The 15,080-nt window shown below is 48.9% G+C and carries 10 protein-coding genes and 2 pseudogenes; 10 read left to right on the top strand and 2 right to left on the bottom strand.

What is annotated here, in order from left to right:
- The first annotated feature begins 217 nt into the window (after positions 1 to 217).
- The gene (locus tag ACTWJ7_RS33160; RefSeq protein ID WP_179132760.1) at positions 218 to 1,435 is read left to right on the top strand and encodes a YhgE/Pip domain-containing protein; all 1,218 of its coding nucleotides are present in this window, start codon (positions 218 to 220) and stop codon (positions 1,433 to 1,435) included.
- A gap of 107 nt (positions 1,436 to 1,542) precedes the next feature.
- The gene (locus tag ACTWJ7_RS33155; RefSeq protein WP_301881941.1) at positions 1,543 to 2,055 is read left to right on the top strand and encodes a PadR family transcriptional regulator; all 513 of its coding nucleotides are present in this window, start codon (positions 1,543 to 1,545) and stop codon (positions 2,053 to 2,055) included.
- A 147-nt stretch (positions 2,056 to 2,202) separates the two neighbouring features.
- On the opposite strand, the pseudogene ACTWJ7_RS33150 reads toward ACTWJ7_RS33155, so the two are convergent.
- Positions 2,203 to 3,956, bottom strand: a pseudogene (locus tag ACTWJ7_RS33150) (alpha-glycosidase).
- 210 nt (positions 3,957 to 4,166) lie between these two features.
- Between ACTWJ7_RS33150 and ACTWJ7_RS33145 the strand changes: the two are divergent.
- The 6 genes and pseudogenes from ACTWJ7_RS33145 (at position 4,167) to ACTWJ7_RS33120 (ending at position 11,835) form a co-directional block, all read left to right on the top strand.
- Complete coding sequence (locus ACTWJ7_RS33145; protein ID WP_079348744.1) at positions 4,167 to 4,850, top strand: response regulator transcription factor; 684 nt, start codon at positions 4,167 to 4,169, stop codon at positions 4,848 to 4,850.
- A 14-nt stretch (positions 4,851 to 4,864) separates the two neighbouring features.
- Positions 4,865 to 6,394, top strand: a complete 1,530-nt coding sequence (locus tag ACTWJ7_RS33140; protein WP_143805460.1) for a HAMP domain-containing sensor histidine kinase — start codon at positions 4,865 to 4,867, stop codon at positions 6,392 to 6,394.
- Positions 6,395 to 6,476: 82 nt separating this feature from the next.
- Positions 6,477 to 7,391, top strand: a complete 915-nt coding sequence (locus tag ACTWJ7_RS33135) for an ABC transporter ATP-binding protein (RefSeq protein ID WP_079348746.1) — start codon at positions 6,477 to 6,479, stop codon at positions 7,389 to 7,391.
- A complete protein-coding gene (locus ACTWJ7_RS33130; protein ID WP_079348747.1) occupies positions 7,388 to 8,104 on the top strand; it encodes an ABC transporter permease in 717 nt (238 codons plus the stop codon). Before ACTWJ7_RS33135 ends, ACTWJ7_RS33130 begins: the two co-directional genes overlap by 4 nt.
- Before the next feature lies 1 nt (position 8,105).
- Positions 8,106 to 8,839: pseudogene (locus ACTWJ7_RS33125) on the top strand (ABC transporter permease).
- A gap of 281 nt (positions 8,840 to 9,120) precedes the next feature.
- On the top strand, positions 9,121 to 11,835 hold the full coding sequence (locus ACTWJ7_RS33120; protein ID WP_443146278.1) for a PAS domain S-box protein: 2,715 nt from the start codon (positions 9,121 to 9,123) through the stop codon (positions 11,833 to 11,835).
- Between the two features lie 130 nt (positions 11,836 to 11,965).
- Here ACTWJ7_RS33120 and ACTWJ7_RS33115 read toward each other — a convergent pair whose 3' ends face one another.
- The gene (locus ACTWJ7_RS33115; RefSeq protein ID WP_301881934.1) at positions 11,966 to 12,919 is read right to left on the bottom strand and encodes an L-lactate dehydrogenase; all 954 of its coding nucleotides are present in this window, start codon (positions 12,917 to 12,919) and stop codon (positions 11,966 to 11,968) included.
- A 501-nt stretch (positions 12,920 to 13,420) separates the two neighbouring features.
- Between ACTWJ7_RS33115 and ACTWJ7_RS33110 the strand changes: the two genes are divergently transcribed.
- Entirely contained in the window at positions 13,421 to 14,074 is a 654-nt protein-coding gene (locus tag ACTWJ7_RS33110; RefSeq protein WP_301881932.1) for a hypothetical protein, read from the top strand.
- 122 nt (positions 14,075 to 14,196) lie between these two features.
- Positions 14,197 to 15,039, top strand: a complete 843-nt coding sequence (locus ACTWJ7_RS33105; RefSeq protein ID WP_301881930.1) for a serine/threonine protein kinase — start codon at positions 14,197 to 14,199, stop codon at positions 15,037 to 15,039.
- The last annotated feature ends 41 nt before the right edge of the window (positions 15,040 to 15,080 follow it).

Raw genomic sequence — 15,080 nt, 5'->3', positions numbered from 1 at the left:
GGATCATAAACGTCGATGCTGCTCCCATCTTGATATGAAAGCCGATACGAATTCTTCCTGATGAAGAGGCGTATCGGCTTTTTTGCTGTTCCAACAAAGAAAAAAATAAATAGGTATTGACGTTTATATATCGATTAGATATATTATTAACTGACATATATCAATATGATATATAGAAAAGCTAAATAACGTAATACAACCTAAGGAGATGAATAAGATGAAACGTGTTTTTCAAACGAGTCTTCTGTTTATGAAAAATGGAGCTACGATTGTCGGGTTGATTACGGCCGTATTATTCCAGGTTTTTTTTAATACCATTTGGCTTAGTGGGTATGATCAGGTTAATGCACGGATGACTCAGCTTGCGGTGACCATTGTGAATGAAGATGGGGCCGCGGCTGAGCCTGTAGCGAAGTCTCTTGCAGCGGGACTTGGCTTTGTGATCAAACCATCCGCATCGATGGAAGAAGCCAGACAGCTGTTAACCGACAGGGATGTATACATGATTATTGAGATTCCATCGGGTTTCATGCAGCAGGCGGGAGATTTATCGCAACCGGTGAAGGTGAAGTATGTGATGAATGAATCCAACGTAGCTACCGTGAAAAGTGTGATGCAGAACGTATCCGCACAAGTTACAGCGACGTTGAACCGTGAAGTACAGCAAAATGGCATTCGTGGAGTGCTGGATCAATCGGGTATGGCTTCCGATCAGGCAAATGCGCTGGCGCTGGGGTTATCTTCCCGGGTGGAGGCAGAAGTGGAACGGCTGAATCCAGTTCAAAACTTTGCCTTTTCGATGGTGCCGATGCTGATTGTGACGGCTACGTTTACAGGTGCGATGCTGCTTGGTATGAATCTGCAAAAAGTGTCTGGAGAACTAAGTAGCAAGGCGGGGAAATGGGAGCGTTTCTGGGCACGCAATATCATCAACCTGGGTGCTGCATTTATCGTATCGCTCGTTGGAGCCGGGATGATGCATGTTATGGGTGTATCATCAGCGGATGGATGGTGGATGTTATGGCTATTTCAGTTGTTGATTACCTTATCTTTTCTATTCGTCGCGCAATTGAGCTTGTTGCTGCTTGGAAATGCCGGGGCTTGGTTAAACAGTGCTTTGCTGCCTCTGCTGATGTTGTCATCGGGCGCAACCATTCCGCGTGATGTCATGTCTGATTTCTATCAACAGATCGGTCATTATCTACCGGCAACCTATGCAGTGGAGGGCATGATGAATCTGGTGCTTGGCGGCAGCGGGATTAGTCATGATGTTCTGCTTCTGGTGGTGATTGGAGCGGCGACGTTGGTTCTGGGTGTGGTGTGCACGTGGATCAAACGCTCGAGTCCTGCACAATCCGGCATTCCTTTAGAATCCAAAGCTGCTGCTGCTCCTGCCGCTCTGGCTGGGAACCTGACTTCGCCTGACCATGGATGACAAACATTTTTCATCCCTTGGGAACTCAATCGCAGATGCCTGCTGATGTTGAACGTATAAGGGAGGATGTGATACGTTAAGAGGAATTGGAAAGGAGCGGTACACCGATGAACACACAGCATGTCATCCTCGGAATACTGCACAATCAGCCATGTTCCGGATATGAGATCAAGCAGTACTTTGAACAATATTTTTCGTTTTTCTTTGATGCGAGCTTCGGCACCATTTATCCAACACTCGCCAAGATGGAAAAGTCAGGGTTATTGACCAAGGAATCCGTTAGACAAAAAGGAAAACCTGACAAAAATGTGTATACATTAACACCGGAAGGTTCTGCGGAGTTCAGTACCTATTTGATGAGTCCCCTGGAAGCCGAAGTGTTCCGTTCTGATTTTCTGATGCGTCTGTATTTCGGAGAGCTGGCAGATGAAGATACCGTCACAGGGTGGGTCCGGGCGGAGCTGAATCGTAAAGAATTGCTGTATGCCGAGCTGCAGCGCCAGATGAAGCAACTTGGCGAACAAATATCGCCTTCACAGCGTTTATGTATGCAAGTAGGGCTTGTGCAATATGAGGCCACGATTCAATTGCTCAAGCAGCAGTTATCCACGCCACAGTAAATTTCAGTCGTAATCGTGAAATGAATCGATCGGATCATCCATCCATAACGCAGAACAAGCGCTCTACAGAACCATCACAGGTCTGCGAGCGCTTATTTGCGTTGCTTTCAATGTAGCAAATTCCAAGGCCATAACAACATCAAGCTGCTACACGATATCTGTGCTGAGTACAGCATATCCATATGCGGGCAGCTCAACGGCCAGGATTCCCTTTTCCTTGGCTGTACGATAATTCTCCCCAAATAACTCCGTCCAATCCCCGGTGTCCGCCTCCAGCTCGACGATAGCTGTTTCTTCCGAACGATTGAACAGGATCAGAATTCGTTCCTTATCATCCTGTCGTTCCATTACAAGCTGGCTTCCACCTTCACGGGCTTGCAGGAAACGTATGCTGCCTTCCGCACGCAGGGCAGGATGGGCATGGCGAAGTGCAATCAGCTTCTGATAAAAGGTGAACAGCTCACGATCCTGCTTTGCCTCATCCCACTCCATGCATTTCCGACAACCGGGATCATGATCGCCGTCCAGTCCAATCTCGTCCCCATAATAGATGCACGGGGCACCCATATAACTGAATTGGAACAGCGCAGCCAGTTTCATCTTCCGCCGGTCGCCCTCACATAAGGTGAGCAGTCGTGGTGTATCATGACTGTCCAGCAGATTGAACGCCACTTCACTGGCCTGCAGCGGATAGCGGGACAGCTGTCGACCGATGGAGTTCGCGAATTCGTCAGCGTGCATGGCATCTTTTACGAAAAAACGATTTACCGCTTCCGTAAACGGATAGTTCATCGAGGCATCGAACTGGTCGCCTTGCAGCCAGGAGGAGGACTCATTCCATACCTCACCCAAGATATAGGCATCCGGATTCGCAGCCTTAACCACCTTGCGGAAATCTTGCCAGAATGCATTATCCACTTCATCCGCGACATCCAGCCGCCAGCCATCCGTGCCTACTTCCTTGATCCAGTACTCGGCGACCTCCAGCAGATATGCCTTCACTTCAGGATTTTCCGTATTCAGCTTCGGCATATGAGCCTCGAAGCCAAATGTTTCATAGGTAGGAATGCCATCCTTCACATCCAGCGGGAATTCGTGCACATGGAACCAGTCCTTATATTTGGACTTTTCCCGTACTTTTGCACATCGACAAACGGCGCAAACATCTTCCCGGAATGATTGAACACCGCATCCAGCAACACCCGGATTCCGCGTTTATGGCATAGTTCAACCAGCCGTTTGACCGTATCTGCATCGCCAAAATGCCGATCTACTCGCAGGTAATCTTCGGTATCGTACTTATGATTGGTCGTTGCCTCGAAGATGGGTGTGAAATAAATGGCGTTAATGCCCAACTCTTCAAGGTAATCGAGATGGTCGATAACGCCCTGAAGATCACCGCCAAAAAAGTTAAACGGGGTTGGCTCGCCACCCCAGGGTTCCACATGTTCAGGATCGAGATCCGGGTTGCCATTGGCAAAGCGTTCAGGGAAGATCTGATAGAAAATCGCATCCTTTACCCATGCAGGCGGTGTGAATACAGCTCCGGGATGGAGGTACGGAAACTGGAACATGTGACTGGGATCGTCGGGTTCATGCTCCTGGAAATCCGTTTCGGTCATCCAAATCTGTTCGGAACCATTTTTCAGCAAAAAAGAATACTTCAGCCGATGATACGGAGGCTTTACTTCCCCCTCATAGTAATCGAACATGGAATCGGATGTGAATTTGGTTAAAGGAATCAACGCTTTGGTACGTTCCCAAGCGTATTTGTCCCCGGTCAGGGCATGCACCTCGGTGAGATCATTCTTTTTGGCACGCAGACGCAGACGAATGGTATCCTTATCGTAGGCGTAGGCCCAATTCCGTTTCGGTTGATGATAGATGGCTTCCAGCAGCATTTGAATCTCCTCCTGTTACATATGTAGTATGTCAGCAAGTCGCAGCATTCGATGCAGAATTATGCGAAGCGGTTGATTAAGGTATAATTTAAAATAAAGGACATCCAAAGTTGTATGCTAATCAGCTCGTACATTTTATACAAACAATATACTTGATTATGTTTCAAATATTATTAACCCAAAGGGTGCAGAAAGGAAACGAATACGCGCATGAAAACGAAGTTGTTATATATTGAAGACGATACCGAGATTGCCACATGGGTCAGGGATGACCTGGAGGAGCGAGGTTATGAAGTGGTATGGCTCGCAAGTGGCGAAGGCGCGGCTGAAGCAGCCGGGGGCTGCTCGTTGATTATTCTGGATGTCATGCTGCCGGGATTGGACGGATTTACGGTGGGTCAGCGACTCAAAAAGGAACATCCTACCGTCCCCGTTGTGATGCTCTCAGCCAGAACGTCCATTGATGACAAGCTGCATGGGCTTGATTTTGCTGATGATTATGTAACCAAGCCGTTTCATCCGGATGAACTCGCCGCGCGGATTGAAGTCCAGCTTCGGAAGGCAGGGACTGCGATCTCAGCCGATACCGTGGTGAAGCTGGATCACCTGTCCATCTACGAGAAGGATAACCGAATCGTGAATGAGGAGACGGGAGAAGAAATTATTTTATCGGGGAAACAGTTTCATATCTTCGCTTATCTGCTCAGGCATATGGGCATGATTCGGACCAAAGAGCAGATCTACGAAGCTGTTTGGAACGAGCCTTACCTGGACGGGGACAAGACATTAATGGTCCATATTCGTCATCTGCGCGAGAAGCTGGAGCGTGATCCGGCGAACCCTACGATCATCCAGACCGTTCGTGGTGTAGGGTACCGCGTGAAGAAGCCATGATGAGGAAGTCCGGCATGCGAGGAACACAGGAGAAAGGAAGAGGAAAGGAACGGCATTTCGCGGGAAAACGCAAGCTTCGTTTCGGTCGGTCCCTGATGTCCCGTTATATTATCCTCATTCTGTGTGCGGTTTTGTTTGTTCCGGTCGTTCTTCCGATTGTATCCGTGATTTATGTGGTGGTGGTAAACCAATCGAATACAGGAAATGCAGCACCTTATGGAGACTCCACCCATATTAGTAACCTCTGGTCACAGGCTGCGAAGAAGCTGGATGGGGCGACTCCGGCAGCAATAGATAAACGCATGGAGCAGCTGCACCATAAGTATCCTCTATCTTCCATGTACCGTGTGGATCAGAACGGGAAAACAGTCTTTGTTTTGCCTGGCGAAGGGGTAGTTGTATCCGAGTCTTCATCTAATAATACGACAATAACGACGTTAAAATGGACGTTGGACGATCTGAAAACAGAAAAGACGCAAATTCCTGCGCAATGGAATGTGTCCCAGACGCTGCAATTTATGAAGGACGCATCCTATCGCGATCCCCTGACGGTAGTTGCTTTTGTGGGAGGAAACAGCAAGGACAAGGGACAAGGCTTCATGGTGATTGAGGTGCCCCGTACACTATTGCAGAAACCGCAGAATAACTGGCCTATGGAGCTTCTTTATTTGGGTGCATTGATGATGGTCATCTTTTTGTTCTTCATCGTCATGTCGATCCTGTTCTTCGCGCGGATTCGCAAGCGGCTCATCCGGCTGCAGACCGCGATGATGACCCCGGGCAAGGAGGGCATCCCACTTCCGGTTGATATTCGCAGATTTGATGAGATTGGACAGCTGGAAGAATCATTCAACCAGATGGTGCATCAACTGACGGACAGCCGTCACCGGGAACAGGAGGAAGAGCAGCTGCGCAAACGTCTCATTGCCGGGCTCTCCCATGATCTGCGTACACCCCTGACTGTCATTCGTGGACATATGCATGCTCTGCATAAAGAAGCGCTGAGTGACAAGGGCGTTAGTTCATTGGGACGCATGGAGGCAAAGATGGAAGACCTGGGCGGACTCATCGACAACATGTTATCGTACAATTTGCTTACTAGCGGGAAGTACACCTTGAAACTGGAAGAAAGGGATATACTCCGTATTGTCAGGGAAGCGGCAGCAGCGTGGTATCCCGTTTGGGAGAAAGAACAATTCGACATCGATATTGATTTGCCGGATGAACCTCTGATCTGGCAGGTAGATGAGCAGGGAATGCGTCGGATTCTCGATAATCTGTTCCAGAACGTGATCCGCTATGCGACGGAAGGAAGATACATTGGTATATTCACTGAGCAGATTCAGGGACGAACCGCTCTGGTCATCCGGGATCAGGGTCCGGGCATGCAGTATGAATCGGAAACGAAAGGAACAGGACTTGGCCTGTCGATTGTGGATCTGCTCGTTCGTGAGATGGGGCTGCGCAAGAAGGTGGATAGCTCCGAGGCAGGTGTGCGGGTGTATATTTACAATGGAACGGTTACGGGAAGTGAATTGAAATAACATTTTTTTAAACTAAACTTAAACTTCAGCCGACTTCAGCTTTAACCTTGGAAGGTTACGATGATATCCGAGGTGATTAACAGTGAGTGATAATATTATTCAAACCGCTAACTTATGGAAAACATACCGGGACCGTGCGGCGGTCCGTGAACTTGATCTGCATATTAAAAAGGGAGACATCTACGGCTTCCTTGGTCCCAACGGCGCCGGCAAAACAACAACCATTCGCATGCTCCTTGGCTTAATCAAGCCGACCAAAGGTGTCATCCGTATATTCGACAAGGATATCCGCAAGGATCGCATGGACATTCTGCGACGTGTAGGGTCATTGGTTGAATATCCGTCTTATTATGGACATCTGAACGCGGTGGAGAATCTGGAAACCTTGCGCCGGATATTGGATGTACCCAAATCGAGGATTGCCGAAGTGCTCTCCATCGTGGACTTGACCCGGGATGCCAAACGTTCCGTAAAAGGTTATTCGCTTGGCATGAAACAGCGCCTGGGTATTGCGAGTGCCCTGTTGGGCCAGCCGGATCTGCTGATTTTGGACGAGCCGACGAACGGACTCGATCCGGCAGGCATTCAGGAGATCCGGGAGTTAATCAAACGCATGCCGCTGGAACACGGCATCACCGTGCTGGTTTCCAGCCATTTGCTGAGTGAAGTGGAACAGATGGCGAGCCGGGTCGGCATTATCCGTGAGGGGAAGATGGTCCTTCAGGATACGATCGCCAATCTGCACAGCCAGACGGGCAGCTCTATTCGGCTGACGGTCTCCGAGCCGGAAGAGGCGATGAAGCTGGCAAGAGAGCAGGGACAATTCGGTCAACGTGAAGGCGCGGCGCTCACGTTTCCGTATATGGATAATAGCGCGATTGCACTGCTGGTTCGTCGATTGGTCGAGCAGGACCATGCGGTCTATCGTGTGGAGGAGCACCGTCAATCCTTAGAGGACTTGTTCATGCGGGTCATCGGTGAGGGGGCAAAGGTATGACGGGCCGTGCGTTATCGTCCGATTGGCTCAAAATTCGTGGCAAAGGCATCTGGTTTCTCGTTTTTCTGGCGCCTATTGGTCTCACGGTCATGCAGGCTCTGAACTTCGGGTTGCGTTTGGACTACCTGAAAGAACTGTATGCAGGGAATCTGTGGGAGAGTTTGCTGGAGAATGTAGTTGTGTTTGTACCGCTTGCGTTGATGCTGGGGGCGACAATTCTCAGCTCGATGATCGCAAATGTTGAACATGAACAGGGCTCGTGGAAGCAGCTCCTGGCGATACCGATTACCAGACCTGCGGTATACCTGGCCAAATTTCTGCTCGCTTGTATGCTTCTTATCATCTCCTGTTTGTTATTAACAGCGGGAATCATTGGTCTGGGACTGGTGCTTGGATTCGATGCCGGAGCGATTCCCTGGTCACAGGCAATCAAGCTGGGGTTGCTGCCACTGGCTGGTGCGCTTCCGGTGTTATCGCTGGAGCTGTGGCTTACCATGGTAAACAAAAATCAGGCTCTTCCTGTCACGCTTGGTATTGTACTCGCTGTAATGGGCATGTTCGCACTTAGTATCTCACCGAACTTTCCGCTCGCTTGGGCACAGATGGCTTGGAGCAGCTCGAAGCCTTTCCTGTATGCAGGTATGGGTGTGGGTTCGGGTCTCCTGATCATGTTGCTGGGTATGATGCACTTTAGCCGGAAGGATGTGGCTTAAGATGAGTTTTGCGACGAGCTATTTCCGAATCCTGTCCTCTGAACGCCTCAAAATGGGCAAATCTCCTGTCTGGCTTCTAGTTCTACTGAGTCCGTTAATTGCTTTGCTTATTGGGCTGCTGTCCACTCCTTCCGGTCAATGGAGTGTACTTATGGGCACGATGGTCTTTCTGCATGGTTTGTTATTGCTGCCAATCCTGACCGGTGTATTTACCTCTTTCGTCTGTCGCTTTGAGCATGCGGGGGAGGATGGAAGCAAATGCTGGTGCTGCCACTTACCCGAACAGGTGTATATGCAGGCAAGCTGACCATCGTGATTTTGCTTCTGGCAGGCACACAATTATTGTTGCTGGGGTCTATTCTGCTGGCAGGTACGATCCAGGGTATGACGGACCCTGTTCCATGGGGATTCCTTACAGGCAAGCTGCTGCTGGGGCTATTTGCTTGTGTGCCACTCGCAGCTCTCCAGATGTTCGTTTCCTTGGTATGGAGCAGTTTTGCCGCTCCGCTGGCATTGAATTTTGCGTTGACCGTACCTAATATTCTGATTATCAACTCGAAGACCTTCGGCCCGTATTATCCTTGGGCGCAGCCCATGATCCTCATGACACCGATAGAAGGCGGAGGCTTCGGAGCATACAATGTTCCGCTTGGGACGTTGCTGGCGGTCGTTGGAGGCAGTGCAGTTCTCTTCATTTTAATCGGAGTTTTGTATTTTAGAAAAAAAGAAATTTGATCCACCTTTTTCAAGGCAGATCGTCGTTAAATAAAGATCCCCATCAACACCGTACGCGGAAAAAAACGTATGGCGTCGATGGGGATTTATTCATTTTAATTTTAAAATATCAAATTTTTAAATGATGAGATTGTAAGCAAATTTGAACTGGAATCTGGTAAAATAAAAAAAGCTGTTTCTAGGGAGGCTTTCATGGTTATTCGAGGGTAGGCCCATTTCGCCGAAAATTATATTTTTTGGTTGTTAGATGAAGATATAGGCTGAGAAAAGAGGGGTAAGCCTTGGATATTAATAAAACGGAAACCCTAAAGCGTGTTATTTCTGATGGAAGTTATTATCAATCGCTGTTTTTTAATCACCCGGATGCCATATATGTGATGGACATCCATGGAAATCATATTGACGCCAATCCCTCGTTTGAGCGGATATCAGGATATAAAATTGAAGATCTGATCGGAATAAGTCGTGATCGGATCTGTCCTCCGGAAAGTGATCGCCTGAGGAATAAATACATTGGCGAGGTGTTGTCTGGACGTTCCGTCAATGATTCAATGGCTTTTTACCATAAAGATGGTTCTGTTAAACATGCGGAGATTACGTATATTCCCATTACTGTGGGAGAAGAAGTTGTGGGAATATACGGGATTGCCAAAGATGTTACTGAAGTTGTGGCAATTGAACGGAAGCTGCAAGAGACACAGGAGAAATATCAGGTGCTGGCTGATCATGCCCAGGACCTGATCACTACCTGCTCAATAGATGGCAAGCTGTTGTACGTTTCGCCCTCCGTGTATACGTTACTGGGGTATAGACCGGAGGAAGTCACAGGCAAATCCTTCAAGGATTACTGTTACCCCGGAGATTATCCTGACCCGATGGAACTGTCCATGATTGGTAATGGTTGCAAAATGCGAGTGTTGCACAAGAAAGGGCATTATGTCTGGATGGAGACTCTGGCAAAGCCTGTGGCTGGAGATGAGGGCGAGAGTACGCAGATTGTGAGCATTAGTCGGGATATTACCCAGCATAAAGATGCGGAGAGACGGCTGCGGGAGAGTCGTCAGCGTTACAAATCTCTGTTCGAGCATAATCCGGCTGCGGTGTATTCGTTGAGTCTCGAAGGTAAGTATACTGCCGTAAATCGCAATTTGGTCAAAATGCTGAATATTCCTCGAAGCAAGCTGATCGGGCAGTCTTTTCTTTCGAACTTGGACCCATGTGAGGTACACAGCGGACAGGCTTATTTTGAACTGGTGAAGCAGGGCAAACCCCAACACTATGAATCTCGAATCGTGAATTCCGGTGGTAGGAAGGTGGATGTATCCATCATTAATGTCCCCATCATTGTGGATCAGGAACTCGTGGGGGTTTACGGGATTCTGTCGGATATTACGGAACGTAAGGACTATATGGAACAGATTCAGGAGCTTAGCAAACAGCATGCCCTGATCCTCAACTCGGTTACAGAGGGCATCTATGGATTGGACGCAGATGGCATCACCAGGTTTATGAATCCAGCTGCTGCTTCCATGTTCGGCTACGAAGCAGAAGAGTTTGTCGGCAAAAGCTCGCATCCCATTATTCATCATTCACGTGCAGACGGTAGCTATTTTCCAAAAAATGAATGTCCGATTCATATGACCGTGATGGACGGGAAGTGTCGTACAGTAAAGGAGGATGTGTTCTGGCGCAAAGACGGAATCAGCTTTTTGGTGGAATACCAGGTTACACCCATTATCGATGAGGGTCAGATTCGTGGTGCCGTTATCGTGTTCAATGATGTGACTGGTGATCGCGAAATTGTACGCGCCAAGGAAACGGCTGAACTCGCGGCTCAGGCGAAGTCGGAATTCCTGTCCATGGTCAGTCATGAAATTCGTACACCGATGAATGGAATTGTAGGCATGACTGAATTGCTGATCGGCACGGATTTATCGGACGAACAGCGGGAATACGCTGAGATCATTCGTGAGAGCGGCGATGCCCTATTAAATATTTTGAATGACATCCTTGATTTCAGTAAATTGGAGTCCGGGAAAATGGCTCTGGCCTACGAACCGTTCTCGCTGCGCATCATGCTGGAACAGGTTGCGGAGCTTTTCTCCCCTAGAGCGAAAGAGAAGCAGCTGAAGATCCGATATCGACTTAATCCCGATATTCCTGAATATATGGTCGGTGATGCAATGCGTATTCAGCAAATACTCGTTAATCTGGTGAGTAATGCCTTGAAGTTTACGGATCATGGGAGCATCGATGTTACGGTGGATATTATTCGCGGCAATAGACCGGAAGCGAGTGTACTGGATTTTGCGGTGAAGGATACGGGAATCGGCATTCCGGAAGATAAGCTGGATCAGCTGTTCCAGTCCTTCTCTCAACTGCATCCTGTGATTAACCGCAAATATGGCGGGACAGGCCTTGGATTGGTGATTTCGAAGCGGCTTGTGGAGATTATGGGAGGCAGTATCAGTGTGGAGAGTAAAGATGGAGAGGGATCAACCTTCCGCTTCGCTGTGCCTGCCACAAGTGTAGATGCGACCGCAGAGGCAGAGCAATCTGCACGTCAATTTAGTCATGACCGCACACGCCAGGGAGATAAAGTGGCGATACGTATTCTGGTTGCCGAGGATCATCCAGTAAATCGAAAGATTTTAACAGAGTATCTGGAGAAGCTCGGCTATCAGGCGGATGTATGCGCAAATGGAGTCGAGGCTATTGAAGCCATTTCGCAAAATGCCTATGATATTGTCCTGATGGATCTTCAGATGCCTGTTATGGATGGACTGAAAGCGACAGACCTTGTACACCGCTTAATCCCGCAGGAGCGGATTCCGGCTATTATTGCGGTAACCGGAAATGCCAAACGGGAAGACAAGGAAGCTTGCCTGGAGTTGGGCATGCGTGACTTTATAAGCAAACCGATCATGCTGAGCGAACTAAAGCGGGTATTGCAGCAATGGGGGCCGGCAGATGAACCTCAGCTTGCACCAAGCTGAGCCGTCGTCTGAACCAATCAACGACGAACACAAAATACGCCAATAACCTCCTATCCTATCAAGGAGCGTCATTGGCGTATTTATATTGTATGGTCACCTGGTTATAAACGTCTTCGAATGAAGGGAAGGGTTAGACCAGGGTAAGGCGATTGATGCTGCCTGACAAAACCTCACAGGACCGCTCGAATTTCTCACGTTCAGATGCATCCAGATTCAATTCAATAATCTCCTGAATCCCATTCCCGCCAATAATGGCCGGGACACCTGCACAGACGTTGCGCTGTCCGTACTCTCCCTCAAGGATCGCCGAGACTGCAATGATTTTGTGTTCATCATTGAGGATCGAACGGGTAATATGCGCGAGGGCGTTACCGATTCCGAATTGAGTGGACCCTTTGCGAGTGAAAATTTCCCATCCGGCATCTTTCGTTTTGCGGGCGATATCCTCCAGATCCAGATGTTTAAAGCGTTCCTTGTGCTGTTCCATAATGTGCATAATCGGTTTGCCTCCAATGGTGACATGCGACCATGCCACGAACTGGGATTCCCCATGCTCTCCGAGAGCATATCCGTGCACGCTGCGTGGATCGATGGAGAAGACCTCTGACAGCAGTGTTTTGAGGCGGGATGAATCAATAGATGTACCTGTACCGATCACTCGTTCACGCGGAAGGCCAGACAACTTCCATACCATATAAGTTACTATGTCAACCGGATTGGCCGCGATGACAAAAATCCCCCGGAATCCGCTGTCCATAATGGGAACAACGATATCCTTGGCAATGGACTCAGCTTCCTCCAGAATGTCAAGACGAGTCTGTCCTGGCTTCGGATTCGCTCCGGCAGTCAGCACAATGACGTCCATGCTGCCGCAATCTGCATAAGTTCCAGCATATACCTTCGTGCGATTATGTGTGAAGTCCATGCAATGGGAAAAATCCAGCGCCTGTGCAACAGCACGGTCATACGTCCGGTCAACCATCATAATTTCTCTGCATATCGATTGATTAATCATGGAATACGCACAACTTGAACCGACAAGTCCCGCCCCGATCACCGCTACTTTACCTGATTTGCCTAACACTGCCGTTCAGCCCCCGTTTACATTTGATTTATCCGTTCTTCATGGTACTTATGTTAAGTATAGTCCTTTATTTTATGGCAACTATTGCTTCTACGTTACATAAGATAACACATGGAAAAGCTGCGCAGCAATGATTTCCTCTGTCGCGGGAGCGTATTGGAGCGACGGAGTTAACAAAATTGACATGAATATTTCCATTTCATAAAAAATGACGGCGTTTGCACCAACGAATTTCGACATGACAACATTCGTGATCCTTGTCGGATGAAGGGTTATTTTTACGAATGAGCCATCTGACAAAAGTTCTTATGAATCCGCAGAAACAGAAGAAAAGCGTCAAAGGGATCCGCAAGGAGGCCGACGAATACATACGGACAAGCAAATGAAACATGCGTACTTGATCCATGAGACAGGTTGACCCGATCCGATGACAGTTCCAGAAGGGAACGCTGAAGCCACTACCTTGTATTCAAAAAGACTTCATTCCGGGAGGGAATAATAATGATTGAAGAAGCAGGAGCAACGACGGAAACGGCCAAGAGCCTGGGCATTGGTGCCAGTACTCTTCGTAAATATGCGGCAGCACTTGAGGAACAGGGATACCGATTCGAACGTTCCGCCAACAAATCGAGGTTGTTCAAATCAGACGATATTGAGTGCATTGAACGCCTGATGACAGAACTTAGGGAGCATAACCTGCCACTTGCAGACGCTGTGGTGACCGTACTGACTCCAAACGTGCCTGTGATGGCAATGGAGGAGGCTTTGGGGGCGGAGTGTGCGGCAACAGTGATGCCCGCAATATTTCCTGAGGAACCTGAACCAACAGGTACTCTGAGATCCTATGAAGGTTTGGGGCAGCTGGTGAGTGAAGTGACGTTCGGCGCTGTAGAACAGCAGGATGACCAGGTCCAGCTGCTGCAGCACCGGGTAGACGAACTGGAGTTAACGCTGCAGCATCTGGCGGACACCCATCTTGCTCTCCAGGAGCAGATGGAGAAGCAGCGCCTGTGGATGAATGAGAAGCTGGAAGAGGAGCGGGACCGTGAACTGGTCACCAATCTGCGCAGCTTCCAGGGAAGAAAACGCAAACCCAAAGGAACGTCGCTCCGAATGTTGTTCGGGCTGCTGCCGAAAAAGCATAAAGAAGCTTAAGGACAAGGTCCAACCTCGTCGTGATTTTGCGCAGATCGCTTGATATAATGAGCCCATACAACAACAAGAAGAAGACTGGCTGCTGATCTGCTCTGCACAACCGGAGAACAGGGAGAAATCAGATGGCTGGCGTGGGAGGATCTGTGGAACTGCGACGAAGCTGGCAAAGACTGCTCGGCCTATGGACTGATCGTCCCCGGCGGGAATGTACGGAGATCGCCGGGCGATATACGATAAATGGGTTGCTCGGCATGGGAAGCTATGGACTGACATATTTGTGTACAGATGAACATACTGGTAAGGATGTGGCTTTAAAAGAATCCAAACCCAGCAAGGGCAGACTCGCTGCACGCCTGCTGGACAGGGAGGCGGATGTGATGAATCGGATGGATCATCCAGCCATCCCTGAGTTGCTGGATGTGTTCACATACCGGGCCCGCAGTTACATCGTCACCGAGTATATCCTTGGGGAGACACTAGAACAGTGCATATTCGATCAAGGTCTCAAATATACGGAACGGCAATGCCTGGAGCTGGCAAGACAACTGCTGGCTCCCATTGTGCATGTTCATGAGCAGGGATTTATTCATGGGGATGTGCGTATTCCGAACGTCATTTTACGTAACGGGCAGGTGCATTTGATTGATTTTGGCCTGGCGCGGCGCATGGGGGAGCCGTTGTTGCCTGAGCTGAAACGCCGGATGCGTGAATTGCCCGAGCCAGAGGATGAACTGGCTGCACCTGACCAGGATTTGCAGGATCTCGGTCATTTTCTTTTGTTCATGCTGTATTCATCTTATGAGCCGGAGAAAGGTCGAAAACCAGCCAGTTGGCAGGAAGAACTCAGGCTCACGCCAGAAGTTCACGATATGCTGGAACGACTTCTTGGACTCCGTCCAGGATACGAAGGCGGGGCGCCGGAATTACAGGCGGATATTGAGCGTGTGCTGATGAAATTGCGATGATCAATCCAAAAATAAGGGGTGATCTGCTAACCGTGAGGACG

The organism is Paenibacillus sp. 1A_MP2 (assembly GCF_052244825.1).
GTDB classification, from domain to species: Bacteria; Bacillota; Bacilli; order Paenibacillales; family Paenibacillaceae; genus Paenibacillus; species Paenibacillus vandeheii.
Note: the sequence above shows the minus strand (reverse complement) of the source record. Positions and strands in the feature narration are given on the sequence as shown.